A 24,607-nucleotide genomic window follows, 5' to 3' on the forward strand; every position below is an offset into this window, starting at 1 on the left:
TTTATTTCTTGGAATGATTACCTTTTGTCCTTACTCTCTTTCACCTCTTCATAGTCTACAGTTTCTGCATCCCAGTTAAGGTTCTGTTTGTTATTCTTATTCGAGTTGTGTATGTCCTGCTGTCCGTTGTTTTGATTATTGTTATTAAAACGGTAACTATAAAATGTCTTAAAGAAAATTCTTTTCAGAATATTCCAGACAAAGAAAATAATAATGGCAGTGAGTACTAACTCAAGAATGTACTTCATAATTTAAAAAATTTAAAGTTCAGGGTTTAAACTTTAAACCCTGAATGCATTTAATTCAGTTATTTTATTTAGCAGATGGGTTTACCATTACCGAAGAATTGGAAACGCTTTTCATAGACTGAGACTGTTTTCCATCTGAAATGGTTTCTATCTGTGTCGTTTTTACATTGATATTCTGGTTGGTAATCCATCCTGTGCTTTCGTCAAACTTAATGGTTCCGTTCTGAGCCAGTTCACTGCTCAGGCTGTGTGTAATAGGTCCCTGAGCTTTCTTTTCAGTCTTCTTAGGAATACCTCCGGTAACGGCAATTTCTGCTGTTCCGTTTCCTAAGCTTTTCATTACATAATTAGAGGTTACTTTTACAGCTCCGCTTGCATCTGCATTTTCTGAAGTAGACCATTTCTCACCAATTTTTACTCCTTTTTTAGGAATAATCATCAGGTTTTTATGGAATTGATCTTTCAGTACCTTTTCGTTGAATGATTCTTTAAGGCTTGCCACAACACTTGCTTTTTGATTGGCATCTTTGATAAGAGTTCCTACTGCATTGGAAACTTTTGTGTACACAGCATCAAATCCTGTGATAGAGATTACATTACCTTTTGTATCCATTTTCATGGCAAGTTTGTTTCCGGTAAGTGCCTTGTTTACATTCCAGATCATTTTAAGATCATCTTCTTTAGGAAGAGCAAGTTTGGTATCTACTACTACAGTTTTTCCCTGTGCAGACTGAGAATTTCTTTTCGCTACAAGATTAAGGGTCATTTCATATACATTCCCTTTAATGTCATTAACTACAAAATTCATCTCATCTGTAGATTCGCTGGTTGCTGTGATAGATTTTCCCTGAGGATCCGTCATTGTTTTTACATCTCTCTGATAAGTGGTAAGAGGATATGTTTTTCCTTTTTCAAGCTTAAAAGTCTGTGTAATAACTCCTGCTGAATCCTTGATTGCCGGGTTTTCTGCAACTTTTGCTACAGAATCTGCAGGAACTTCTACGGTTACTGTTTTTCCGGTTTTAGGATCTACTTTTGTTATTTTTGCTGTTTCTTTTTTACAAGATACAAGAGCTATTGATGATATAAGCGCAAGCGCTGCAATGTTCTTCATTTGATTTTAACTTTATTTTTTACTACTGTTTCTTACTATATTGTCTGCAATATCATGCAGTTTCCCCTGAGATTCTCCATCTGACTCATTGGACAGTACAACGACTCCTATATTTTTTGACGGATAGATCTGAAGCACACTTGAAAAACCAAATGTCCCTCCTGTATGATAAACCGTTTGCGTTCCGTCTTCATAAGTATGCAGTCTCCAATACAATCCAATAGCATCTCCTTCACTTTTTACAAGAGGAGTATGAGATGCTTTTACATACTTATTACTCTCATCCAGATGATACTGCATGTATTTCACCAGATCTTCTGTAGTGGACATAATTCCACCTGCCGGAGCAAAAATCGTTGTGAAATTTCTTGGCATTACCTTTCCTTTTTCGTTGTAACAAGTCAATAGGCGTGCAGAATTCGTACCAATAATGGTCTGGTTCATTTTCAGAGGTTTTGTAATATACTCTGAAAGCAGGTTTTCATAGCTTTTCTGATATACTTTTTCCAGGATATCTCCTGCAATCTGTGTTCCTACATTGGAATATCTGTATTCTGTTCCCGGTGCAAAATCAATTTTCGCCTGATGAAGATCTTCATAAAACTTCTTTTTTGAATAGTTTTTATAAAAATCAGACAACGCTGCTGCAACAGAGTCCATCGGTTTTTTGAATGTTTCAGACTGATCCGGTAAAAACTGGGGCAATCCTGATGAATGATTGGTAAGGTTGCCAATTGTTATCGGATGCATTTCAAATTCAAGATTAGGATAATTTCCATTCAGATATTTCCTGATATCATCATCCATGTTTATTTTACCATCCACTAAAGCATGAGCCAGAAGTGTTCCGGTAAAGGTCTTGGTGATGGATGCAATCTCATACAGACTTTTGGAGGTCGGAAGTTCTGATTTTCCGATTTCCGTTGTTCCATAATTATAAAAATAACTTTTACCATCTTTAAAAACACCTATTGAAAGCCCTACACGTGCAGGATTCTGCATATAAGAGAGCGCTTCCTTCTGAACCATTTTGTCAAGTTCAGTGGTAAGGGAGTTGTCGGTTGCTATATTTTTTGTCTGTGCATTATAAATAAATGGCGCAAAAAATAATGGTAAAAGCAATTTTATTTTCATGTTTAAGGAGTTGGTATAGCAGTCATTTTCTGTCTTACCGCTTCATACAAAATCGCTCCACATGCTACAGAAACATTCAGAGATTGAGTTTTTCCTTCAATAGGAAGTTTTATTTTTTCGTCAGCATGATGCAGTACTTCTTTAGAAATTCCGGTTTCTTCATTTCCCATAACAATAGCACATGGCTCTGTAAGGTTCACATCATAAATTAATTTCTGAGCTTTTTCGCTGGCAGCATACACGGAAATTCCGCTTTGCTGAAGAAAATCCACAGCATGAGCCAGGTTGTTTTCTTTACATATTTTAATATTGTAAATAGCACCTGCAGAGGTTTTTATAGCATCAGAGTTAATAGGAGCTGCACCCTTTTCAGGAATGATGATGGCATCAACACCTACACATTCTGCCGTTCTGCAGATTGCTCCAAAGTTTCTTACATCAGTAAGTCTGTCCAGAATCAAAAGAAAAGGAGTTTTTCCCTGTTCAAATAACTGTGGAACAATATCCTCCACTTTATGAAACGGTACATCCGAAATAAAAGCGACCACACCCTGGTGGTTTTTTCTTGTAAAACGGTTCAGTTTTTCAACCGGAACATAATTGGGACGGATTTTATTTTTCGCTAAAATTGCTTTTAGTTCAGCATAAATAGGACCTTGAAGTGCATTCTGCACAAAGACCTTGTCAATCGTTTTTCCCGCTTCAATTGCTTCAATCACGGGACGCAGCCCGAAAATAAAATCGTCTTTCATTGAGTTGTTAAAATTTTATGTTTAAGGTTCAAAGTTTAAAGTTCAAAGTTTAATGTTTAAAGTTTTGAAATTCAATTTTTGTACTTTGTTCCTTTTAAATCTGTTGTATTTAAATATTTTATAAATGAGCTGATCTTTTTACTTAATGTTTCTGTCTGCTCAATTAATGTTTCAAATTTTTCCTGAGAAATAAAATTTCTATCAAAAACCCGATACAATTGTGATCTGGTTTCTCCACAGGACGCTTTCGCAATAGAAAGGAATTGTATAAATTCTCTATTACCGTTTCTTTCAAATCCTTCAGCAATATTATCCATTACTGAGCCTGAAGATCCATCAATTTGATTACAGAGTTTAAAGTTATTCTTAAGGTTGGTAGATGCTATGATGTCATAGATTTCATTACAAAGTTGTCGGGATAATTTCCATATCTCTAAATCCTCAAATCTATTAATAGTTCCCATAACTTTAAACCTTAAACCTTAAACCTTAAACCTTAAACCTTGAATCTAATACTTCTCACCTAAAATTGCTCTTTTCTGTGCCATCACATATCCATAGTGAAGGCTTTCATGCATATTGTTGAAGATAATAGCATCCTGGATGCTTTTCAGATCCATCCCGAAACTTGTTGTGTAAGGAGTGTAGTCTGAGAAAAAATCACTGTCATAATCCTTCATTAAAATCTTTGAAGTTTCTGTAAGTAAAAATTCTAAATCTTCCACTTCTGATTTCTGAACATTCAAATTCGGTAAAGTTCCTTTCTTGTAGGTTTCAATCCAATACTTATCAATACGGAAAGGATTTCCGCTTAGGTAATAATGCAAAAGCTGCTGTGTAGCAACTGTATGAGCAATATTCCAGTAGATATTATTGTTGAAGCCATCCGGAATCAGAATCAGATCTTCATGAGATGTGTTCTGAAGGACGTCTAAAAGGTTCTTTCTTACCTGTCTGTGCGCTTGAAAATGATAATTCATTTTGCGAAATTTTTAATCTCCAAAAATAGTTTAATAAACTGGAAATGACAATTTTTTTGGGTAAAGGATTGAAGTTAAAATTTTTTAACTATTCAGAAAAAGGATGGATTCAGGTTGTTTTTCTGGCAGATTTTTACCTTTATCATGATGTTTTTACGTTGAATTTTACAAAACGGACAAGGTGTATACCAATGCAAAGCCTTCCTGTGAAAAGATCCGGGAAGGCTTAGTTGTTTTATTTATAATATAATTTTACAGATAGTTTTATTTTTTGATGATTTTATGTTTAAATGTGGTTCCGTCTTTTAGAACAATATTTAAAAAGTAAATTCCTGTACTGTATGGTGAAAGATCTATCTTGTTTTCTTTATAAGTTTCAGTAAGTTTCCTTCCTTCTGTATTGAAAAGACCTATTGAGGTTACATCTGTTTTTGATTTTATATGTACAAAGTCAGAAGTGGGATTAGGATATATGTTTACATCTACAGTTTTGATATCCTTAACATTTAAAGTTGTATTGGTTTTACCCTGCATATAAACTGATAACATCACGTCTCCCTGTTGCTGGTTGAAAACAGCTGTTGGTATTGTGTGTTTCAGAGTGTGATTACCTGCAGCTAAGCTGGGAAGTGTGAATTCTCTGATAGGAACTGCATTTCCGGGGCACCAGTTATTCCATGAAGTCCAGTCTGCAAAAGTTTTAGGAGTAGATCCATAGATTCCGTTTCCCTGGGTGTTATATACCCGGTACGGTTCACATGAAATCCCTCCCGGAGTATAAGTGAGTACCTGTACGTCGTCTACATAGGTGTAGTTTTGTCTTCTGATATATTCTTCACCACCACTGTTAGCACCATGAGGGGTAGATATTACAAAAAATCGGGCATTAGTAACAGGATCGGGCAGATTAAAAGTTACAATTCTAACAGTTTCTCCGGTAACATCGGTACCGTTATAGTTGTTGAGTTTATTATAGCTTAATATAGGTACGAGACTGTTGGTATCTGTAGGGGTTGCTCCTGTATCCGTTGAGAAAAAAGTAAGAGTTCCTGAAAAAACATCAATTCTATTTGAGCAGCCTGAAACCTGGGTTTGAGCAGCATAAGGAACTCCGAAAACATCAAGTTCCACATAGAGATCATAGGCGTTACGTAATGCTGTATCATGAAAAACACTGTAAAGATTACTGACATCATAAGTATATGGAACTTCTGAAGGGGTTTTATTTTTATTCATGAACGGGGTAATATACCTTCCTATCTCAATTCTTCTGACATTCGTATCGTTAATGGTGTAAGTAGACTGATTTTTAGGAACCATCGCTAAAAAGACTTCTCCCAGGCGGTCATAATTATCACACAATGCAGCTATTGTTACCCGCATAGCTATCTTGGCTTTGAAAGAGTCTAGTTCGGCATCTGTAAGTTTTCTTGTATATCTGGCATTATTTAATCTGGTCAGGCCGCTTGGAACGGGGTTGGATACCGTAGCTGCATAACCATCGTAATAAACAGCATCTGAAATCACATTGGTCATCGTTGTTTGTGATAAAGCCAGATTTGCTATGAAAATACCTGAAAAAAATAGCCTTTTATACATAGATTGATGTTTAGTGTAAATATATTAATTAAGTATTAAAAATACTTTTAATTTCTTTTGTTTTTATGATTAGTGGTGTTTTATTGATAAATATTGACTTTTTTTAATTTTTAAATATGTTTTTGTTTAATTAATTTCTTTGTATTAAATCATATGGTTTAAAATATTTTTTTATTGTTGTATTCATAGTATTTATTATTAAATTAGCATGGCAATTGAGATTAATTTTATTAATAATGAAAAGAATTTTACTTTTAATTTCGTTTTTTGTAGTGGTGGGAGTGGGTGCTCAGATCAATATCAATATTGGAGCTCCGAATGTGGGGACAGCACCTGTAAGTAGTTTTTTCTCTTATTCCTATGTGCAGCAGATCTATCCTAAACAGGAAATAAATGCCAATGCTGCAGGTAATATTACAGGTCTTACATTTTATGTAGATCCATCGTCAACTATTACAGAATCTTCAAACTGGACTGTTTACCTTGGTCATACATCGAAAATATCATTTTCTTCCGGTACAGACTGGATTCCTGCTTCACAACTAACACAGGTGTTTACAGGAACTGTAGTTAAGAATAATAATAAAGTTCAGGTGATTTTCACGACGCCTTTTGCTTATAATAATATTGATAATCTGATTATTGCTGCAAAAGAAAATTCTCCGAATGTCGATATTAATAATTTCGATGAAGCTTTCCATGTCTATACTCATATTCCCAATTCAACTCTCTACTATAAAGGAGATCGTAATGTAGTAGATATTTCTGCTCCTCCGGGTGGAATAAGAGCAGATTATAAATCAGCAGTCACTATTTCAGGGCTCACGTCAAGTGCTGGTCCTGCCTGTCCTTTTATTATGTATCCTGCCAATAACACTCAAAATGTTTCCTTGTCTCCTAACATCACCTGGTTTCCTGTTTCGGGAGCAGATTCATATAAAGTTTCAATAGGGACAAGTCCGGGAAGTGCTAATATTGTTAATCAGCAGGTAGTATCCGGAACAACCTTTTCACCTTCGGCAGCTCTTGCTACGGGAACCACTTATTATTTGAAGATAACGGCTGTTTCTGCTAATGTTGAATCCTCCGGGTGTTCAGAATTTGTTTTTAAAACGGTTCCTGCAGTACCCGCTAATGACGCATGCTCGGGAGCTTTGATTACATCCGTATTTCCTTACAGCTATACTCAGGATGATGCTGTGTCTGCCACTAATAATTCAGGAAATATAACTGTATGTACCAGTACCGGAGATACGGGAATGAATGACGGGACGTGGTTCAAACTGGTTGGAGATGGAAGTCAGTATACGATTAAAGTAGCAATGCCTTCCGGAAGTAGTTTTGATCCTCAGATAGGAGTATATAGCGGAAGCTGCAGCAATCTGACATGTACAGGTACAGTAGATAACGGTGGAGGTGGTACCGCAGAAACGCTTACGATTACTACTGTATCAGGGACTGATTATTTTATAAATGTTGGAGCTTATGATGATACAACGGATGCTCCTGAAAATACTTTTACGATTACAATAACCAAACTTTAAAGTGTTTGAGAGTTAGGTTTTGATCCAAAAATTGAGATGATAAATCAAAAGTGTTGTGAAAGTAATTTTGCAGCACTTTTTTATATGAATAATGACAAAAAAGGCCTGGTAAATCTATGAAAATAACTAGGATATATGGATTTGTTTATAGACAAGAAATTCAGCATTATAGCCTTAAATGTCATGTTAATCCCGGAATATTTAACAAACTTTAACTCAAAAATGGCATTTATTGTGTTGATTAATGCAAGTATTTATCAGAAATTTACCACTTATTTTAAATCAAGCTATGTCAGAGATATATCAAGCTGAAGATATCCGCCAATTGACGGAAAAAGTAAAAGAAAAAAACTACTTATTTTCTCTTCTGAGACAGGAAATCAACAAAGTTATTATTGGGCAGGATTACATGGTAGACCGTCTTTTGGTTGGGCTTTTGGGAAATGGTCACGTTCTTCTTGAAGGAGTACCGGGATTGGCCAAAACCCTTGCCATAAAAACGTTGGCAGATGCTGTTCATGGTGAGTTTTCAAGAATTCAGTTTACTCCGGATTTGCTTCCTGCAGATGTAGTAGGAACTATGATTTATAATATCAAAGACAATGATTTTTCTATAAAAAAGGGTCCTGTATTCGCGAATTTCGTATTGGCGGATGAGATCAACCGTGCGCCGGCAAAAGTACAGTCGGCTCTTTTGGAGGTCATGCAGGAAAAACAGGTGACAATTGGTGATGAAACGATGAAGCTTCCAAAGCCGTTCCTTGTATTGGCAACCCAAAACCCAATTGATCAGGAAGGTACCTATTTGCTGCCTGAAGCACAGAGTGACCGTTTTATGTTGAAATGTACCATAGATTATCCTTCTTTTGAAGATGAAAGACAGGTAATGAGAATGGTTTCAACTTCGCATCAACCGGCTGTGAAACCTGTGATTTCCCTTCAGGACATTGTAGATGCAAAAGAATTGATCAACCAGATTTACCTGGATGAGAAAATTGAAAAATATATTCTGGATATGGTATTTGCAACGCGTTATCCAGAAAATTACGGTCTTTCTGAACTTAAAAACTATATCAGCTTTGGAGCTTCTCCAAGGGCATCCATTAACCTTGCCATCGCTTCAAGAGCATACGCATTCTTAAAAGGAAGAGCGTTCGTGATTCCTGAAGATGTAAAAGCATTGGCAAAAGACGTATTGAGACACAGAATTGGCTTGACTTTCGAGGCCGAAGCAGAAGAAGTTTCATCAGAAGAAATCGTTAATAGAATTTTAGCAAAAATCCAGGCACCATAATGAGTGATGTACTAATTAGAAAAGCAGTTCTGGAGGACTGTGCTTCCATGCTGGATTTAATTAAAGAACTGGCGGAATACGAAAAAGCACTTCATGAAGTAACGGTGACGCTGGATGAATTTATTCAGGATGGTTTTGGAAATTCTCCGGTCTGGGGAGCTTTTGTTGCGGAATTTGAAGGTGAAATCGTTGGGATATCACTGTATTACGACAGATACTCAACATGGAAAGGAAGGAGGTTGTATCTTGAAGATCTCGTTGTGACAGAAAGGCTCAGAGGAAAGCAAATTGGAAAAATGTTGTTTGATGCAACACTGGAATATGGAAAATCCAACAATTATAGCGGAATGGTGTTCCAGGTATTGAACTGGAATGAGCCAGCCATCAATTTTTATAAAAAATACAGTCCGAAGTTTGATAATGAATGGTTGAATGTATCTATTGAACTTAAAAAGTAGAAACTAAAAAGTATAGTTGTAAACCACGTATCACGTAGCTCGTTTACCTCGAAACTTTAAACCTCAAACTTTGAACTATAAACCTTGAACTCGCCTATGCAGATAAAAGATATTGTAAAAAAAGTAAAGCAGATTGAAATCCGTACCAGAAAAAAGACGGAGGCTGCTTTGATGGGGCAATATCACAGTGCTTTTAAAGGGCAGGGGATGACGTTCTCAGAAGTTCGTCCTTACCAGTTTGGAGATGAAATCAGAAGAATCGACTGGAATAAAACTGCGCGGTTCCGCGAGCCATTTGTAAAAGTAATGGAAGAAGAAAGGGAGCTGACGATGATGATTCTTGTTGATATTTCCGCTTCTATGGATTATGGTACGAAAGTCCAGCTGAAAAGAGAATATGTAGCAGAAATAGCAGCAAGCCTTGGATTTTCAGCAGCTGGTAACAATGATAAAGTAGGATTGATCCTGTTTGCTGATAAAGTATATAAAGTAATTCCTCCTCAGAAAGGAAGAAAACATATTCTTTCCATTATCAGTAATATTCTGACTGCAGATTATGTTCCGGCAGAATCCAGAATAGACAAAGCGATGGAATATATGATGGGAATTTTCAAAAGGAAATCCCTGGTTTTTCTGTTTTCAGATTTTGGAGATGAATATGATTCCAAAATGCTGAGAGTGGCTTCAAAGAAACACCAGCTGTTGGGAATGAGGATTTATGATGAAAAAGATAATGAAATTCCCGATGTAGGATATGCCCGTTTACTGGATGTGGAAACCGGAAAAGAAATATGGGCCAATACTTCCAGTGCAAGATGGCGGTATACCTTTGCTGAAGCTCAAAAACAAAAGCTGAGAGCTCTGGAAGAAGATTTTGCCAACAGCTCTGCCAGTTTTATGAATATCAATACTGGTTCAGATTATTCAAAATTATTGTATAATTACTTTCAGAAGAAATAACACAGGGCTCAGCCCGTAACTAAAAACATCAGGCACTTGCCTTTATTATTTTAACATTGAGAAAAATACTTTTAATATTATCTTTTCTGATCTGTGCGAATGCTTTTTCACAGATATTATCCTCTAACGTAGAAAAGAAAACCCTGGCTCTTGGGGAAACCAATCATATTACTATAAAGATTGACAATCTTAATGAGCAGCAGGTGACTTCCGCTCCGAAAAATGAACTGCTCCCTTTTCACTTTGAAGAAACTAAGGACAGTATAGGGCAGACGGCCAATTCTTACGAAAGAAAAATTGAATTTGCTGTTTTCGATGAAGGGAAGTTTACCATTCCTGAACTGGAATTCAAAGTAGGGGATAAAGTACTTAAAACCATTCCTTATGAAATAGATGTCATTAATACTGCTCAAAAGGCAGATCAGATCAATGATATCATGAAGAATAAGCAGGTGAAACTTGATGCTAAAGATTATTGGGAGCTTTATAAGTTTTATATTCTGGCAGCGCTTGCAGGTATTGCCATAATCATTGCAGTTATTATGATTGTAAAGTGGGGCAGGAAATCCAAAAGTTCTCCGGTAGTAGCTACCAATCAGACATTGAAAGAACTTGACTCTCTTAAAAAGAAAAAATATATTGAAGGAGGAAACTTCCGTTCGTTCTATGTTGAACTGATTGATATTTCCAGAACATTCATTACGAAACAATATCACCTTCCTGCAGATGTTCTTCTTACGGATGACCTTATTGATGTCATGAAAAAGAACAATACAATTTCGCAGGACAATGAAAAAATAATAGAGGATGTATTCCTGAGAGGAGATCTGGTAAAATTTGCCAAAACATTTCCGGATCAAAATACAATGGAGACTGATTTTGCCAATATCAGAGATTTTGTGAAAAGATCATCCAAAGATTTAGAATTTGAAAACTTAAGAAAGGATGTTTAATTTTGAGTTTTACAGCCCGTGGTTCTTATTGCTTTTTCTGCTGTTTATCCCACTTTTTATTAAAGATGCCGGGCGACGGAAAAGAAAAGGTATAAAAGTGCCTACCATAAAAAATATGGATCACAGCGATGGAATCCAGGGCGTACTTTTTTTACTGAAAATCTCAAAGTATATCATTCTTGCTGCTTTGATTATTGCCATGGCAAGACCAAGAACTTTTACGGTTTCTCAGGACAGGGATGATACGAAAGGTGTGGATATTATGCTGTCTATTGACGTTTCTTTAAGTATGCTCGCTAAAGATCTGAATCCGGACAGAATCACCGCATTGAAAGATATTGCCGTGAAATTTGTTCAGAAACGTCCCAATGACAGGATTGGAGTGGTTGCATATGCTGCAGAAGCCTTTACCAAAGTTCCGGTTACGTCAGATCACCAGGTGGTAATTGATGAAATTAAAAATCTGAATTCTGCAGGTCTTGAACCAGGTACAGCTATCGGAGAAGGCCTTTCCGTTGCAGTAAATCATTTGATTAAAAGCAAAGCTAAAAGTAAGGTGGTGATCCTGATGACAGATGGGGTAAGCAATATTCAGAATGCTATTCCTCCACAGGTTGCTGCTGAACTGGCAAAAAATAATAATATAAAGGTATATGCAATCGGAATCGGGACCAATGGGTATGCTCTGATGCCGACATCACAGGACATTTTCGGAGATCTTATCTTTACGGAAACCGAGGTGACCATTGATGAAAATACCTTGAAAGAAATTGCACAGACTACCGGAGGTAAATACTTCAGAGCAACCTCAAACAGTAGTCTTGAAGAAATATACGATGAAATCAACCAGCTGGAAAAATCTGACGTGAAAGTTTCCAAACTGTACAATTATGAAGAATATTTCAAAATATTCCTTTGGATTGCTTTGGGAATGCTGGTGTTTGATGCATTGTTGAGATGGGTGTTTTATAAAATTTTAAGCTGATGAGTTGGTCTTTAGGAAATTATTGGTATTTATTTTTACTGTTGCTTCTGCCGCTGTTAGCTTCCTTTTTGATCCGTTTCTTAAAATGGAGGAATAAGAAAAGGGAAATTTTTGCATCCAGCCAGTTTCACGATAATTTATTTGAAAAGAGGTCAGGATTTACCAGGTTTTTTCCTGCTTTATATTTATTAGGAACATTGTTTTTGATATTCTCCATCATTGACCTTTTGAATGGCTCGGAAGAAGTGAAAAGTACTCAGAAACTGAACAATGTGATCTTTATGCTGGATGTATCCAATTCTATGAATGCTGAGGATATAGACCCTAGCCGTCTTACAGAGGCTAAAAACCTGATGACAGCTACCATGAAGAAAATGAATAATGATAAGGTAGGTATTGTCATCTTTGCCGGACATGCAATGTCTATTATGCCTCTTACCACAGATTATAATTCTGCAGAAACTTATATCAGCGGGATTGAAACCAATTCTATGCAGATTCAGGGGACAGATTTTCTGAAAGGCATGCAGGCTGCTGCTGATAAATTTAAAAATGTAAGCAAAGGATCCAGAAAAGTGATTTTGCTGAGTGATGGTGAAGATAACGAAGGAAATGATAATGCAGCGATAAGACTGGCAAATAAGGAAGGTATAAGCATTACTTCTGTAGGAATCGGTACAGATGAAGGAGCTCCGGTTCCGGAATATGTGTTCGGGCAGCTGATGGGGTATAAAACAGATGTGAACGGAGGAACAGTGATTTCAAAGAGACAGACTGAAGCTTTAAAGAAAATGGCAGAGTCTACGGACGGAACTTATATTGACGGCAATAATATCAATGAAGCTCCGGAGAGAATTGTGGATGCAGTCAATAAAAAGGCTGCAGGAGCAGAAACCATGGTGAAATCCCAGAATGCCAATCATTATTATCAATATTTTCTTGGAGTGTCTATTCTGTTTTTCTTTTTAATTTATATTTTTAATCCGAAAAAGGATCTTAATGTGTAGATTTCCTCTTTATATAGAAGTAATTCTACAAGTACTTTAACCGAATTTTAACAAATAAAACTCTGTTTCTTAACATATAAAGGAATAATTTTGCAAGTGATGAATACTAAAATCATATTTTTATCGTTTATTGTTGCCATCTCATTCTCAGGCTTCTTGTTTGGGCAGGAAAACTACAGGAATTTAGTTCATGAAGGCAACCAGAAATTTGACGGTAAAGATTATGACGGAGCCTCCTCAAAATATATGGAAGCAATAAAATCTAATGATAAAGATTTTACTGCTCATTATAATATGGGGAATGCATTATATAAAAGTAAAAAATACGAAGAGGCAAAGGCAGAGTTTGAAAAAGCAGAAAAACTTTCACAAACACTTCCTGATAAGACTGCCGCTCTTCATAATTTAGGGAATGCTTATATGCAGATGAACCAGCCGGAAAAAGCTGCTGATTTTTATAAGAAAGCTTTGAAGCAGGATCCCTACAGTGAGGTAACCAGAAAAAATTACGAGATTGCCAAACTGAAAGAGAAAGAAAAAGAACAACAAAAGAACCAGCAGAACAACTCAGGAAAAGGTGGCGGCGGAAATGATCAGAACAAAGGTGATGATCAGAAAGGCGACAAAAAACAGGATCAGGGAAATGGCCCGCAAAACGAAGGTAAAAGCGACCAAGGTGATAATCCTAAGCAAAATCAGAATAATGAAGGCAGAATGCCTAAGAATCTTGAAAATGCGATCTTAGATAAAATAAACGAAAAAGAAAAAGAAACCGCCAGAAGAATTTTAAACAAAAATTCTTATTCGATGCCTGAAAGCAACGAGAAAGATTGGTGATGCAACACAAATTGATTTACATATTGCTTACCCTCGCATCCGTAATTACTTACGGACAGGTAAATCTTACTCTGGATGCTGATAAATCTGAGTATGGAGGGAAAGATATTGTAAACCTTACCATTGTTCTTGAACTTAACGGAAGTGACCTTGTACAACAGACGGGTTTTCAGCTTCCGGATCTTTCAAAATTTAATATCATAGGAAGCGGATCTGTTACCAATACCGTAATTGATCCTGCTACCAATACTTTAATTACCCAAAAAGTATCGAGAATTGCTCTTGAACCTAAGAAAAAAGGAAAAATAAAAATCGGTTCAGTTCTGGTGACGGTCAATAACAGAATCTACAAAACAGAACCTTTCGATGTTAATATCCGTGATATTGTTGATAGAAGATCATTAGCAGCCAATACATCCAATGATGTTTATCTGAATATGGAGATTGATGACCGGGAAGTCTATCAGGATCAGCCTACCGTTGCTGTTCTTAGAGTATATTCAAGAAATATGGATAACCTGAGAAAGGTAAAAAATATCCATCTTCCTCAGCAGGATAATATCAACGTACATCCTATCAATTTTGATAAATCTGAGATAGATCCGTCGGGATATGGGAATATGCCTTCACAGGTTCTCGCTATGTTTATGGTATTTCCTAATGAAGCTGGATATGTGGAAGTACCTGGCGTATCTGCTTCTGTGAGTACTTATTCTAATAAAGCCAAAATTGTTTCCAATAAAGTAAAAATCAATGTAAGAAAGCTTCCGGAAGGAGCTCCTGAATGCTTTAAAAATGCAGTTGGAAACTTTAATGTCAACGTATATAATGCTTCCAAAGAAAAACCGGAAGCAAAAAAACCATTAAATGTTGTAGTAAAAGTTTCGGGTGAAGGTAATTTACCGGATATGGAACTTCCTAAAATTGCTACATCTCCGGACTATGAAGTTTTTCCTCCGAAAATTACCTCCAAAGTTTCTCCCGGAACCGCAGGAATGAAGGGGGAGATTCTGGCTAATTATGTCATTATTCCCAAAAAAGCTGGAGTAATTTCTATTAAAACGGAACAGTTTGCATTCTTTGATCCTGAAAACAAAGAATATGTAGATCTGGGACAAAAAACGCTGGATCTGAATGCTTTTTCTCATGATCAGATTCTTGAAGCCCGTTCTACGGTAGAAAAGGTAAATGAATATACCAATAACCTTCTGGAGACGGTGAATACTCCTGTTTTAAAAACCACTTCATTTAAAGTAAAAGAAAAAAGTAAATTCCATTGGGATATCCTTTTAACGAATATTGCCATTTTGATAAGCTTATTTGTTGCTTATCTGTTATTTAAAAATTGGCAAAAAAAACGTACATTAGTTAGGGAAACTATACCGTCAAAACCTTTAGGTTCAGTGGCTGAAACAGAAAAAGAGATCAGAGAATTGCTGAAAACAGATATCAATGATTATTTCGGATATCTGGAAAATCTTAAAGATAACGGTGAGTACGAAAAGTTCTTTACGACATTGGAGGAATTGGATCAGGAAGTGAGAAGTCAGTATTTTCAAGGCTCTGCAGCAGAGTTTAAGACTTTTCTTGAAAAACACAAAGGCGCTTCAGTTGCAGAAGAATATAATAAATTGCAGCAGAAAGTTCAGATGGAGAAATACAATCCTGTGAAATCTGCTGATGCACTTGAAGAACTTTTGAAAACAATTGTTAATTTGTACTCGCAAATTAGCAAATAGTCAGTTTATTTTCATATTTTTGCGAAATTTTTAATTACAAAGAGATGGAAATTTTTGATGGTTTCTCTTTTAAAGAGATCGTTACCAGCTTTATGGTTCTTTTTGCCGTTATCGATATTATCGGCTCAGTTCCCATTATAGTAAGTCTTCAGCAGAAGTTTGGACAGATTGAGGCTGGGAAGGCTGCAATCACTGCTGGTGCTATTATGATTGTTTTCCTTTTCGTAGGAAATAAGATCCTTAAACTTATTGGAGTAGACGTAAATTCTTTTGCCATTGCCGGTGCTTTTGTGATTTTTGTCATAGCCCTGGAAATGATTTTAGGAATTGAAATTAATAAAACAACTGAAGCAAAGGCCGCATCTATTGTACCCATCGCATTTCCGCTGGTTGCAGGAGCTGGAACTTTAACCACGGCCCTGTCTCTGAGAGCTGAATTTCATGATATTAATATTATCTTCGGAATTATTCTTAATACAATTTTCGTATATTTGGTGCTGAAATCAGCGAAATGGTTGGAGAGAAAAATTGGGGATGCTACTTTGATGATCCTTCAGAAAGTTTTCGGAATTATCCTTTTGGCAATTTCAATTAAATTATTCACCGCAAATTTTGCCCAGCTGGTGCAGAATTATATTAATTTTTAAGAGTCATGAAGAAGTTTTATAAAGTATTTTTAGTACTGTTCATCGTATTCATCACCATCAATCTTTATGCTATCAACTGGCAGGCGACAGATATCTTAGGAGATGAAGATAACGTTAGGTTTGCATTCTCAGCTGGAGCTGCTGCAATAGGTCTTATCCTGCTTTTCGTAATGGATACATGGAGCAGAATCGGTTTAAAGAAATAATTGAATATTTCATTATAAGATATAGCCTCTTTCGTTTGAAGGAGGTTTTTTGTTTTATTAGGTGGTGGGGAAAAGGTGAAAAGGTGATAGATGGTAGGTAGCAGGTGGTAGGTAGCAGGGGTTGGCTGCCATTAGATTTCAATACTGTTTTTTTGTATCAATAGGAACGGACTTTAGTCCGTTTAAAAAAGATAGGCACTCAAATATAGGCTTTAGCCAAAACCTAATATTATCACGCAAAGTTCGCAGGAGGAGAATAAATGATTTTGAAATAGTTCGCAATGGCGTTACACTCAGCAAAGAAAATATATAAACATCTGTGCAGATCTGTGCAATTTGTGGGAGAATTCTTAAATGTAAAAAACAATATCTTCTAAGAAATAGCGAGATTTTTCAATATTGCTTCAGACTTCAGTTCTGTTTCGGTCCATTCTTTTTCAGGATTGCTTTGCGCTGTGATTCCACCTCCTACAAAAACATGTACAGCGTTTTTATAAAGCCTTGCACAACGCAGATTCACAAAGTACAGAATACTTTCTTCGGTTTCGATTTTAATATATCCGGCATAGAATTCACGTGGAAATTTCTCGTATTTACGGATGTTTTCATTGCAAAAATCCTTAGGAATTCCACAGACAGCGGGGGTAGGGTGCAGATCCTGAATAAGCTTATCAAGATCTTCTGGTTTAATATGGGTTTTAAAATCCGTTCTTAAATGTTTTATATTTCCGGAAATATGGTCATAGGTGTCCGACTGCTGTATATTGTCAGAATAATTTTTAAGAATATTCTGAATATAGGTTGTTACAGGTTTTTGTTCTTCAATTTCTTTTTCAGACCAGTCCTCTGAGACAGGAAGAGTACCTGCCAGAGCCATGGTTTCAAATTTATGGGTTGACTTGTTGAATTTCCCCAATACCTCAGAAAAAGCACCCATCCAGGCATTCTCTCCGTCATTAAAAAGATATCTGAACGCATTAGGATAAGACTCACAAAGATTTTTAAAACTTTCTTTATAGTCAACGGTATTAAAGTCTGTAAAGATCTTTCTTCTTGAGTAAACCAGCTTAGGGAGATTGTTTTCTTTAATCACCTCTATTACTTCCTGCAATGTTTTACAGTACTCTTCCTTGGTTTCAGCAGCAGAATTTGTTGGGTCATTGATCAACTCTTTGTTTGTGATTGAAACACGAGTATATTCTTCAGAATTAACTTCAACAATATTTCCATGAAAACTGATCTGATCTAAACCATTGTAGGAATAAAAATTGACTGCATTTTTTATGTTTTTTTCATCGGCAGACAGTAGTCTTCCGTCGAAAGGAAGTTTGAAATAAATCATGAGCTATGAAAGAATTTTGAAAATCAACGGCCGGAAATAATATAGGAAATTCCCAGCGAAATTTTCCTTTCTGCAAAGGTATTACTAGTCTTAAAGATGTCAAAATTAAAAGAACTGTTTTTTAAGGAAATATTCTTTATTTTATATTCCTGGTATTCTAAAGACAGAAGAAACTTTTTCATTAGCTGATACTGTAACCCTAAAGAAAATCCGAAATTGATCTGCTTGGACTTAAAATCTTCCAGTTTATCCAATACATTGTTTTCGGGAACAAGGAACTGCATGCTATAATCATTTTTATTGGTAACGAATCCTATAAATGGTCGTATGTTTTTCCAGTCATAAAGCAATTTTAGCTGCATCGCATATTCTGTATGTTTATTGTTAAATCTCTGGAAAAGCAAAGGTTGATGATCTTCAGTAAAATAATATCCGTTGAGCCATGTTTCTTCCTTATTGGCGTCAAGATCAAATGTAGAGTTCCATGAATAGATATGAGCTGACAGCATAAGTAAAAACCGGTTATAGACCGATTTTGAAACCCAGATTCCGGCTCCGAATCCAGATTGCTGGCTTTTTCCGTGAGCATTTTCGTCCCAGAAACTTTTCTTAATACCTCCTTCAATACCTCCGCCATACTGTAATTTTTTGGATAACATTATTGGTTTTCCTTTGATTTCGTCTTTCAAAGGACTTCGTTTTATAAGCTCTGCTTCATAGATCGTCTGTGGACTTAGATTGAGACCTTGAGATTTCATTTTTAAAGCTTTTTCCAGATAAATGGTATCATAAACAATTACTTTCTCATATACATACAACGTATCTGTTTTCTTCCTTTGAGCATTGAATAAACTGACAAAAGCAAAAAGCAGAATAAGTAATGATTTTTTTAACAACATTATTTTTAATTTATCTTTCAATATAAATGGTATCTCTCTGAATAATTTTCTTTACTATAATTACCTTTTGATGAATATTTTCTGATAAGGTATCCTTGATATTGGTATAGTGATTTTTGGATTTGATGGTACTGGTTTTTTCTTCAGGAATTTCAGGTTTCACAAAGGAGTTGCTTTTGTCTTTAACCAATCTTTCATCTGGAATATAGTCTGTACGGGAATGTGGAAGGGCATGATTTGTATTTTCTTTATCATACTTTTTATTTTTTTTATTTTCCTGTATAACTTCAGTATTATGGATGGAAATAGTATTGTGAGGAAAGCTGCTGTTCTTAGGACGGAAAACTAGAAGGAAAACTGTAAGGACTGCTAAAGTACTTACTCCGGTTATAAGTCCCTTTTTCAAACCATGTGCTGAATGGACTTTAATATTAACATTCCTGAAAGTAATGTTCTCTGGTATTTCAAAGATCCTTGAAGGAGTAATGGAAAATCCTGAAAATTTGCTTTTGAAAGTTTGTGCCCATAATATACTACCGAGTCCAATAAATACAAGCAATTGTGCCGTTTTATTTTTGGTGGTTTTATTATTTACAACATTGTTCAATAAATAATTTTGTATGGATTTTTTCGCTCTTAAAAGGTGAGATTTTGATGTGTTTACAGTAATTCCTAACAGATCAGAAATCTCAGCATGGGAATGATTTTCAATAAAATATAAATTGAAAACAGATTTGTGGTGGGGTGGAAGACTGTCAATGGAAGACAGAAGCTCTTCACTGGTAAAGTCATAAATGAAGACATTTCTATCTTCTGAGAGATGATTGTCCATGGCTGAATGTAGATCTGGGATTTCTGATGGTTCGGTAATAATAAAAGTATCTTTATGCTGACGAAGGTGTTGTAAAGCATTGTTGATAACGATCTTCTTTAACCATGCAAAGAGTGCTTTTTCATCTTTCAGCTGATGATTTTTCTGGAGGGCTGTAATGAAGCTGTCCTGTATGATATCTTCAGCAGTATGCATATCCTGTATATATCTACGACAAATCCCCAAGAGTTTTGGGGAATGGCTGTGATAGATTTTCTGCCAGTTGATTGTTGACATACCTAATTTTTTATGACCGTAATATTATTGTAGCTTGATCCGCCATTGGGGTTTGGTATGCTTTGGGTTTCTACGTCATTAATGTATACTTTATATTCCAGACCATTGTTACTTGTTCTGATCATGTAGATATTTTGATCGGTTACTTTTAAATCCAGGATGGTAGGAAAGGGATTACTGGTCACGATCATGTTTGCATTTTTGTAATATGAGTTGGCTCTTGCATTAATGTAAACATCATTACCATCTAATGCAGGCCCGTAATCTCCTGTAATGGGTGTTGGGGAAAAATTTGTCTTTACGCCGGTAAGTACATTTGTATAATAATGAATACCTGTCAGATACACATTGTTGTCATTGGAGACGATATAGGTAAACGTTCCGATACTGGTATCTGTGATGGTGAAAGTGGTATTTTTAAAATATCCCTGACTTATAAATCCGTTCAAGTTTTTATTTGCTCCTACATATACATCAGAATTAAATTCAGTGATCGTGCAATTATTATTGTAAGTAAAGGTATCTTTAAATAAAAATGTTTTAACACCATTTTTCCAGTAGCAAAATTCATATTTATCAGGTGCCGGATTATTTACAGACCATGTATACCCTACAAAATAGATGTTTCCGTTCTCCATATAAAAATCAAAAATATTTATCATATCCTGATTTCCGGATAGACCTGCTGCCTGAAAGTAAGTAGTATAATTTCCATTTTTCCAGAAACCAGATTTTCCTTTGATGTAAACGTCATTCCCGTTAACAAATATTTTTGATGGAGTATCTGCAGGCACATTGGTAATATTATGCTTTATACCATTTTTCCAGTAGCACAATTGTGAATTATCCTTTCCTGAAACATACAGGTCATAGGAACCGTTTTTTTGTAAAACTATTTCATCATCCTGCTTACAGGAAATGAATAAAGTAAACAGAAATAAAAAAGGTAAAATTGTTTTCATGGTAATTATTTTTCTTATAGGATGACAAAAAAGAAAATAGTTGCAGTCATTATATACAAAAAGCTCAAAATTTATTTGAGCTTTCTTTTTTTATGTTGTACTTATCTATCTATCTATCTATCTATCTATCTATCTATTGATGATATTATTTGTCATTGTCGTATGATTGATAAGGACTCCTTTTTCATCACGGATTTCAATTTCCGAAACGTGCATGGTTTTCCCTTTTCTGATAAAACGAGCTGTAGCGGTTACAATGCCATCCTTTTTACTTCTTAAATGGTTAGAATTGATATTGGTTCCTACCCCGTAATACTTTTCACCATCAATAAAGATATTAGACAGGCTTGAACCTAAAGTTTCAGCCAAAACACAGCTTGCTCCTCCGTGCATGATCCCAAACGGCTGATGCGTTCTCGGAAGTACAGGCATAGTGGCAGTAAGGGTTTCATTTTCCAGATCAATATCGATGAATTTTATTTCAAGAGTTTTTGCAAGAGTTACATCTCCCCAGTTATTGATGAATGCTAATATTTCTTCTTTTGTCTGACCTTTCATTTCTTATAATTGATTTAATTTTGCATCTAGCATTTAATTCTGTTCAGTTCCGGTTCCCATAATATTAGGATTCCAATTTTCAGGAACCTTAGGAACAATATCATTTTTGATATAATAGTCCTGAATTTCCTGCATAATTTCTGAAAAAGGAACTGATGCTATTCTTTCATACGGAATGGTATAACCCAGGTAAACAATATTTCTTTTGAAATCACCCGCTGCCAGTACAATAGGTACCTTTGCTGCCAAGGCCATATGATAGAACCCTTTTCTCCATTTCGGAACCCAGCTTCTTGTTCCTTCCGGAGTAATAACAAGACTGAAATCTTCTTTTGAAAACTGATTGGCTACAAAATTCACCAGATCATTTTTCTGGCTTCTGTCTATACCAATACCACCAAGACCTTTTACAAGATCTCCATACCAGGCTTTGGTGTGAGCGTCTTTAATGATGATTTTTAAAGGCTTTTCCAGTGACCAATAGGCGAAATTTCCTAAAATGTATTCCATATTATGGGTGTGAGGTGCTACCACAAGGATACACCTGTTCAGGTTGTTGACATCGCCCTGCAGAACGACCTTCCAGCCTAATATTTTTAACATTGCTTTGCCTATCAGCTTTTTCATAGATTTCTTGGATTAAAAACAAAAAAGTATAACCAAACTTTGGTTATACTTTACAAATATATTGAAATATTATCGCTCTTAAAACAAACCGCTAATTAAATCTACGATTTTCATTACGAATTCCATTGCAAATTGTATCATGATAAGGCTGTGTTTTTGGTTGGTTGGTTATTAAATTTTAGCTCTACGAAATTAAAACTTTTTTTTTACATAAGAAACTAAATAGAGTTTTATTTTTACTTTTCTGAGAGAAGAAGGGTGTGAATTTCAAACGGTTGCCATCCACCCACACCTTCTACCACTCTCTGAAGTTAATTATTTAGTTTGTATGGAAATTTCGTTTTTTCCGTCTTTGATTTTGATGTCCATATCTTTATTTGATTTTTTGATATTGGACACTGCAGAATCAATTACTTTCTTTGCCTGGTTGTTCGGAACTTTTTTACCGTTTACGATGATACTGTCCTGATCATCAGAGTTGTATTCGATACTTGAACCGTTTACCGTGATTTTATTTTTTTCAATTCTAACACCGTTGTTGTCTTCATCACTGTCTTGTTCATTGTCATTGATGCCATCTCCATCTAAGTCACCATCCATATGGATATGGTTTTTGTTCGATGAAATAACCACTGTTTTTTGCGGAACTACAAGTTCATAATCCAGGCTATAGTCTCTGAATCTGTGCTCATATGGATATTTGATATAGTTTGGAAGTAATATTTTATTGTTTACAACTTCTACAGGAACTATCAGCTGAATTGGGAAATTATAACCCTTTCCTTCTTTTTTGATGATCAGATATGGTGTTTTAATATCTGGTTTTCTTGTTACATCTACTGAGATATAATCTTCTTCATAAACAGATATTTTATCAGAATAGATATCATTATTATATGCTTTGAAATTCTGAGGAATGTTAACTTGCTTTACATCCACATACACTGTATCTGAAGTAGTGTTGATAGCAACATTCTCTACATCTTCTTTACTTCCTCTATAGATCATGTCTTTTTTGGCCATGCTTATTCCGAAGTAAGTTCCCAGTCCGATCAGAAGAAGGAATAAACCTCCTACAACCCATCCGATGTTTCTCAGTTTTGTTTTTGGAGAGAAAATCTTGATGCTTAATAAGCTGAAAAGGATTGCCGGAATTAAGCTTCCGATTACCATCATGGCTGCCAGTACTTTATCAAGCCCCTGATCATCCATATAGAATCTGATCTCATTGGCACCTGGGAAGTCTGTATCCATCCCGAAAAGACCGAATAGTACAAATACTCCGATAATGCTGCTTACAGCCATCAATACGAAGAATCCCCCTACGATATACTTGAATACATTCCATACTCCGCTTCCAGCATTGTTGATGTAAGGTTTGTTTTCGTTGTATATTTCTCCGACCCTCTGAGTAGATTCATTGGCAAACTGAACCAATTTATTAGACTCATTCTTAAGATTGTCGAAGTTCATAGGCTTTCCCTGCATTTTCAGGAAATCTGCTGCTGTTTCAGCTTTTGGAAGTACGATCCAAAGGATTACATATAAAAGACCGATCAGTGAAGATGAAATGGCTGCTGTAAAAATTCCTAAGACGAATATTCCCAGCCAGATTGCTCTCATTGCGGTAATATCCATTCCTACATATTGAGCTAACCCTGCGCAAACCCCTGCTACTTTTTGTTTTTCCGGGTCACGGAACAGTTGTTTTTTATCGGTATAATTGTTTCCTGAATTGGTATTTCTGGTAGATGTTTTTTCAGAAAAATAAGCCTCTTCCTGTTCTTCAATTTTTTCCGGGCTTCCGATCTGTGCGATTACCTTTTCTACATCGGTATCGTTAATTACTTCACGTTTTCCCAGAGAGTCTTTGAAAATCTCCACCATTCTTATTTCTATGTCATGCATTACCTCATCAGCTTCAGAAGCATCCAGTGAGCTTCTCAGAGCGTTCAGGTAATCGCTGAGCTTTATATATGCGTGTTCTTCTATTGTAAAAGAAAAACCTGCGAGTCCTATTGAGAGTGTCTTGTTCATAGCTTTGTTTTTTAATTTTGTTGGGTGATGTTGTTTACTGAGGCTGTCAGCTCATTCCATGTATTTTGAAGTTCATCCAGGAAAAGTTTTCCTTTTTCTGTGATCTGATAATATTTTCTGGGTGGTCCTCCTGTAGATTCTTCCCATCTGTAAGAGAGAAACTCTCCGTTTTTAAGTCTTGTAAGAAGAGGGTAGAGGGTTCCTTCCACTACATCCAGTTTTCCTTTTTTCAGTTCGTCAATAAGATCAGAAACATACATTTCGCGATTATTGATGAGACTTAGAATACAGAATTCCAGAATTCCTTTTCGCATTTGCGCTTTGGTATTTTCGGTATTCATCTTTATAAGTTTTGTTAATTAGTTATATAATTTTCGAAGTTCGGAACCTAGCTAGTTGTACCTATTTCGATTTTACATTACAAAGATATGTAAATAAAATGGTATTATGCAATACAAAGTAGTGAAATTTTTAAAATAAATAATATAAACAATTGGTAATCAGTGAAATAATTTTTATCGTAAATTTTATGAAAAATGAATTTGGTCAAAAAATGTTTAAATTTTAATTGAAAATGAAAGAAATGAAGAGAAAAAGTTATCATTCATTATTTATTA

26 protein-coding genes are annotated in these 24,607 nt (G+C 35.6%); 11 read left to right on the forward strand and 15 right to left on the reverse strand.

Annotation, left to right across the window (positions count from 1 at the left end; translation table 11 throughout):
- Positions 1-17: 17 nt before the first annotated feature.
- The 7 genes from SFA27_RS06225 to SFA27_RS06255 all read right to left on the reverse strand — a co-directional run bounded on the left by SFA27_RS06225 (position 18) and on the right by SFA27_RS06255 (position 5,827).
- Complete coding sequence (locus SFA27_RS06225) at positions 18-248, reverse strand: hypothetical protein (RefSeq protein ID WP_264517278.1); 231 nt, start codon at positions 246-248, stop codon at positions 18-20.
- A gap of 64 nt (positions 249-312) precedes the next feature.
- A complete protein-coding gene (locus SFA27_RS06230) occupies positions 313-1,362 on the reverse strand; it encodes a DUF6263 family protein (RefSeq protein WP_047378544.1) in 1,050 nt (349 codons plus the stop codon).
- 12 nt (positions 1,363-1,374) lie between these two features.
- Entirely contained in the window at positions 1,375-2,496 is a 1,122-nt protein-coding gene (locus SFA27_RS06235) for a serine hydrolase domain-containing protein (RefSeq protein WP_407297073.1), read from the reverse strand.
- Between the two features lie 2 nt (positions 2,497-2,498).
- Positions 2,499-3,248 carry a 23S rRNA (guanosine(2251)-2'-O)-methyltransferase RlmB gene (rlmB, locus tag SFA27_RS06240; RefSeq protein ID WP_047378541.1) on the reverse strand — a complete coding sequence of 250 codons (750 nt, stop codon included), beginning with the start codon at positions 3,246-3,248 and terminating at the stop codon, positions 2,499-2,501.
- Between the two features lie 71 nt (positions 3,249-3,319).
- Positions 3,320-3,712, reverse strand: coding sequence for a four helix bundle protein (locus tag SFA27_RS06245; RefSeq protein WP_047378539.1), 393 nt, complete (start codon positions 3,710-3,712; stop codon positions 3,320-3,322).
- A gap of 45 nt (positions 3,713-3,757) precedes the next feature.
- Positions 3,758-4,228, reverse strand: coding sequence for a DinB family protein (locus tag SFA27_RS06250; protein ID WP_047378537.1), 471 nt, complete (start codon positions 4,226-4,228; stop codon positions 3,758-3,760).
- Positions 4,229-4,492: 264 nt separating this feature from the next.
- Complete coding sequence (locus tag SFA27_RS06255; RefSeq protein WP_407297076.1) at positions 4,493-5,827, reverse strand: peptide-N-glycosidase F-related protein; 1,335 nt, start codon at positions 5,825-5,827, stop codon at positions 4,493-4,495.
- A 236-nt stretch (positions 5,828-6,063) separates the two neighbouring features.
- Here SFA27_RS06255 and SFA27_RS06260 point away from each other — a divergent pair, with 236 nt between their 5' ends.
- From SFA27_RS06260 to SFA27_RS06310, 11 genes are all read left to right on the forward strand, one after another.
- Positions 6,064-7,371 (forward strand): hypothetical protein, encoded by a 1,308-nt coding sequence (locus SFA27_RS06260; RefSeq protein ID WP_407297078.1) that lies wholly within the window; start codon positions 6,064-6,066, stop codon positions 7,369-7,371.
- A 289-nt stretch (positions 7,372-7,660) separates the two neighbouring features.
- On the forward strand, positions 7,661-8,665 hold the full coding sequence (locus tag SFA27_RS06265; RefSeq protein WP_047378533.1) for a MoxR family ATPase: 1,005 nt from the start codon (positions 7,661-7,663) through the stop codon (positions 8,663-8,665).
- On the forward strand, positions 8,665-9,123 hold the full coding sequence (locus SFA27_RS06270; RefSeq protein ID WP_264517283.1) for a GNAT family N-acetyltransferase: 459 nt from the start codon (positions 8,665-8,667) through the stop codon (positions 9,121-9,123). Before SFA27_RS06265 ends, SFA27_RS06270 begins: the two co-directional genes overlap by 1 nt.
- A gap of 96 nt (positions 9,124-9,219) precedes the next feature.
- Positions 9,220-10,083: a DUF58 domain-containing protein gene (locus SFA27_RS06275; protein WP_047378531.1), complete on the forward strand. Its 864-nt coding sequence runs from the start codon at positions 9,220-9,222 to the stop codon at positions 10,081-10,083.
- Positions 10,084-10,139: 56 nt separating this feature from the next.
- Positions 10,140-11,036 carry a BatD family protein gene (locus SFA27_RS06280; RefSeq protein WP_407297081.1) on the forward strand — a complete coding sequence of 299 codons (897 nt, stop codon included), beginning with the start codon at positions 10,140-10,142 and terminating at the stop codon, positions 11,034-11,036.
- Positions 11,029-12,021, forward strand: a complete 993-nt coding sequence (locus tag SFA27_RS06285) for a VWA domain-containing protein (RefSeq protein ID WP_264517285.1) — start codon at positions 11,029-11,031, stop codon at positions 12,019-12,021. Before SFA27_RS06280 ends, SFA27_RS06285 begins: the two co-directional genes overlap by 8 nt.
- On the forward strand, positions 12,021-13,028 hold the full coding sequence (locus SFA27_RS06290; RefSeq protein ID WP_264517286.1) for a VWA domain-containing protein: 1,008 nt from the start codon (positions 12,021-12,023) through the stop codon (positions 13,026-13,028). Before SFA27_RS06285 ends, SFA27_RS06290 begins: the two co-directional genes overlap by 1 nt.
- Positions 13,029-13,127: 99 nt before the next feature.
- Positions 13,128-13,865 (forward strand): tetratricopeptide repeat protein, encoded by a 738-nt coding sequence (locus tag SFA27_RS06295; protein WP_052184829.1) that lies wholly within the window; start codon positions 13,128-13,130, stop codon positions 13,863-13,865.
- Positions 13,865-15,604, forward strand: coding sequence for a BatD family protein (locus SFA27_RS06300; RefSeq protein ID WP_407297084.1), 1,740 nt, complete (start codon positions 13,865-13,867; stop codon positions 15,602-15,604). The genes SFA27_RS06295 and SFA27_RS06300 overlap by 1 nt, the downstream gene beginning before the upstream one ends.
- A 44-nt stretch (positions 15,605-15,648) precedes the next feature.
- The gene (locus SFA27_RS06305) at positions 15,649-16,251 is read left to right on the forward strand and encodes a MarC family protein (protein ID WP_047378524.1); all 603 of its coding nucleotides are present in this window, start codon (positions 15,649-15,651) and stop codon (positions 16,249-16,251) included.
- 5 nt (positions 16,252-16,256) lie between these two features.
- A complete protein-coding gene (locus tag SFA27_RS06310; protein ID WP_047378522.1) occupies positions 16,257-16,457 on the forward strand; it encodes a hypothetical protein in 201 nt (66 codons plus the stop codon).
- Positions 16,458-16,830: 373 nt separating this feature from the next.
- Here SFA27_RS06310 and SFA27_RS06315 read toward each other — a convergent pair whose 3' ends face one another.
- The 8 genes from SFA27_RS06315 to SFA27_RS06350 all read right to left on the reverse strand — a co-directional run bounded on the left by SFA27_RS06315 (position 16,831) and on the right by SFA27_RS06350 (position 24,331).
- On the reverse strand, positions 16,831-17,799 hold the full coding sequence (locus tag SFA27_RS06315) for a chorismate-binding protein (RefSeq protein WP_407297086.1): 969 nt from the start codon (positions 17,797-17,799) through the stop codon (positions 16,831-16,833).
- Positions 17,800-17,822: 23 nt separating this feature from the next.
- Positions 17,823-18,698, reverse strand: coding sequence for a hypothetical protein (locus SFA27_RS06320; protein WP_407297088.1), 876 nt, complete (start codon positions 18,696-18,698; stop codon positions 17,823-17,825).
- Between the two features lie 10 nt (positions 18,699-18,708).
- Complete coding sequence (locus SFA27_RS06325; RefSeq protein WP_407297090.1) at positions 18,709-19,806, reverse strand: RNA polymerase sigma factor; 1,098 nt, start codon at positions 19,804-19,806, stop codon at positions 18,709-18,711.
- A gap of 2 nt (positions 19,807-19,808) precedes the next feature.
- Entirely contained in the window at positions 19,809-20,768 is a 960-nt protein-coding gene (locus SFA27_RS06330; protein ID WP_407297092.1) for a hypothetical protein, read from the reverse strand.
- 129 nt (positions 20,769-20,897) lie between these two features.
- On the reverse strand, positions 20,898-21,326 hold the full coding sequence (locus SFA27_RS06335) for a PaaI family thioesterase (protein ID WP_047378514.1): 429 nt from the start codon (positions 21,324-21,326) through the stop codon (positions 20,898-20,900).
- 33 nt (positions 21,327-21,359) lie between these two features.
- Positions 21,360-21,953: a 1-acyl-sn-glycerol-3-phosphate acyltransferase gene (locus tag SFA27_RS06340; protein ID WP_407297094.1), complete on the reverse strand. Its 594-nt coding sequence runs from the start codon at positions 21,951-21,953 to the stop codon at positions 21,360-21,362.
- Positions 21,954-22,268: 315 nt separating this feature from the next.
- Positions 22,269-23,990, reverse strand: a complete 1,722-nt coding sequence (locus tag SFA27_RS06345; RefSeq protein ID WP_264517292.1) for a PspC domain-containing protein — start codon at positions 23,988-23,990, stop codon at positions 22,269-22,271.
- An 11-nt stretch (positions 23,991-24,001) separates the two neighbouring features.
- Positions 24,002-24,331, reverse strand: a complete 330-nt coding sequence (locus tag SFA27_RS06350; RefSeq protein ID WP_047378510.1) for a PadR family transcriptional regulator — start codon at positions 24,329-24,331, stop codon at positions 24,002-24,004.
- Positions 24,332-24,607: the final 276 nt, after the last annotated feature.

Source organism: Chryseobacterium sp. HR92 (assembly GCF_045689405.1).
GTDB lineage: Bacteria > Bacteroidota > Bacteroidia > Flavobacteriales > Weeksellaceae > Chryseobacterium > Chryseobacterium viscerum_A.

Bases quoted from the DNA above. Each gene is read 5' to 3' on its own strand.
- SFA27_RS06225 (WP_264517278.1), bottom strand. From the start codon at position 248: ATGAAGTACATTCTTGAGTTAGTACTCACTGCCATTATTATTTTCTTT.
- SFA27_RS06230 (WP_047378544.1), bottom strand. From the start codon at position 1,362: ATGAAGAACATTGCAGCGCTTGCGCTTATATCATCAATAGCTCTTGTA.
- SFA27_RS06235 (WP_407297073.1), bottom strand. From the start codon at position 2,496: ATGAAAATAAAATTGCTTTTACCATTATTTTTTGCGCCATTTATTTAT.
- rlmB (WP_047378541.1), bottom strand. From the start codon at position 3,248: ATGAAAGACGATTTTATTTTCGGGCTGCGTCCCGTGATTGAAGCAATT.
- SFA27_RS06245 (WP_047378539.1), bottom strand. From the start codon at position 3,712: ATGGGAACTATTAATAGATTTGAGGATTTAGAGATATGGAAATTATCC.
- SFA27_RS06250 (WP_047378537.1), bottom strand. From the start codon at position 4,228: ATGAATTATCATTTTCAAGCGCACAGACAGGTAAGAAAGAACCTTTTA.
- SFA27_RS06255 (WP_407297076.1), bottom strand. From the start codon at position 5,827: ATGTATAAAAGGCTATTTTTTTCAGGTATTTTCATAGCAAATCTGGCT.
- SFA27_RS06260 (WP_407297078.1), top strand. From the start codon at position 6,064: ATGAAAAGAATTTTACTTTTAATTTCGTTTTTTGTAGTGGTGGGAGTG.
- SFA27_RS06265 (WP_047378533.1), top strand. From the start codon at position 7,661: ATGTCAGAGATATATCAAGCTGAAGATATCCGCCAATTGACGGAAAAA.
- SFA27_RS06270 (WP_264517283.1), top strand. From the start codon at position 8,665: ATGAGTGATGTACTAATTAGAAAAGCAGTTCTGGAGGACTGTGCTTCC.
- SFA27_RS06275 (WP_047378531.1), top strand. From the start codon at position 9,220: ATGCAGATAAAAGATATTGTAAAAAAAGTAAAGCAGATTGAAATCCGT.
- SFA27_RS06285 (WP_264517285.1), top strand. From the start codon at position 11,029: ATGTTTAATTTTGAGTTTTACAGCCCGTGGTTCTTATTGCTTTTTCTG.
- SFA27_RS06290 (WP_264517286.1), top strand. From the start codon at position 12,021: ATGAGTTGGTCTTTAGGAAATTATTGGTATTTATTTTTACTGTTGCTT.
- SFA27_RS06295 (WP_052184829.1), top strand. From the start codon at position 13,128: ATGAATACTAAAATCATATTTTTATCGTTTATTGTTGCCATCTCATTC.
- SFA27_RS06300 (WP_407297084.1), top strand. From the start codon at position 13,865: ATGCAACACAAATTGATTTACATATTGCTTACCCTCGCATCCGTAATT.
- SFA27_RS06305 (WP_047378524.1), top strand. From the start codon at position 15,649: ATGGAAATTTTTGATGGTTTCTCTTTTAAAGAGATCGTTACCAGCTTT.
- SFA27_RS06310 (WP_047378522.1), top strand. From the start codon at position 16,257: ATGAAGAAGTTTTATAAAGTATTTTTAGTACTGTTCATCGTATTCATC.
- SFA27_RS06315 (WP_407297086.1), bottom strand. From the start codon at position 17,799: ATGATTTATTTCAAACTTCCTTTCGACGGAAGACTACTGTCTGCCGAT.
- SFA27_RS06320 (WP_407297088.1), bottom strand. From the start codon at position 18,698: ATGTTGTTAAAAAAATCATTACTTATTCTGCTTTTTGCTTTTGTCAGT.
- SFA27_RS06325 (WP_407297090.1), bottom strand. From the start codon at position 19,806: ATGTCAACAATCAACTGGCAGAAAATCTATCACAGCCATTCCCCAAAA.
- SFA27_RS06330 (WP_407297092.1), bottom strand. From the start codon at position 20,768: ATGAAAACAATTTTACCTTTTTTATTTCTGTTTACTTTATTCATTTCC.
- SFA27_RS06335 (WP_047378514.1), bottom strand. From the start codon at position 21,326: ATGAAAGGTCAGACAAAAGAAGAAATATTAGCATTCATCAATAACTGG.
- SFA27_RS06340 (WP_407297094.1), bottom strand. From the start codon at position 21,953: ATGAAAAAGCTGATAGGCAAAGCAATGTTAAAAATATTAGGCTGGAAG.
- SFA27_RS06345 (WP_264517292.1), bottom strand. From the start codon at position 23,990: ATGAACAAGACACTCTCAATAGGACTCGCAGGTTTTTCTTTTACAATA.
- SFA27_RS06350 (WP_047378510.1), bottom strand. From the start codon at position 24,331: ATGAATACCGAAAATACCAAAGCGCAAATGCGAAAAGGAATTCTGGAA.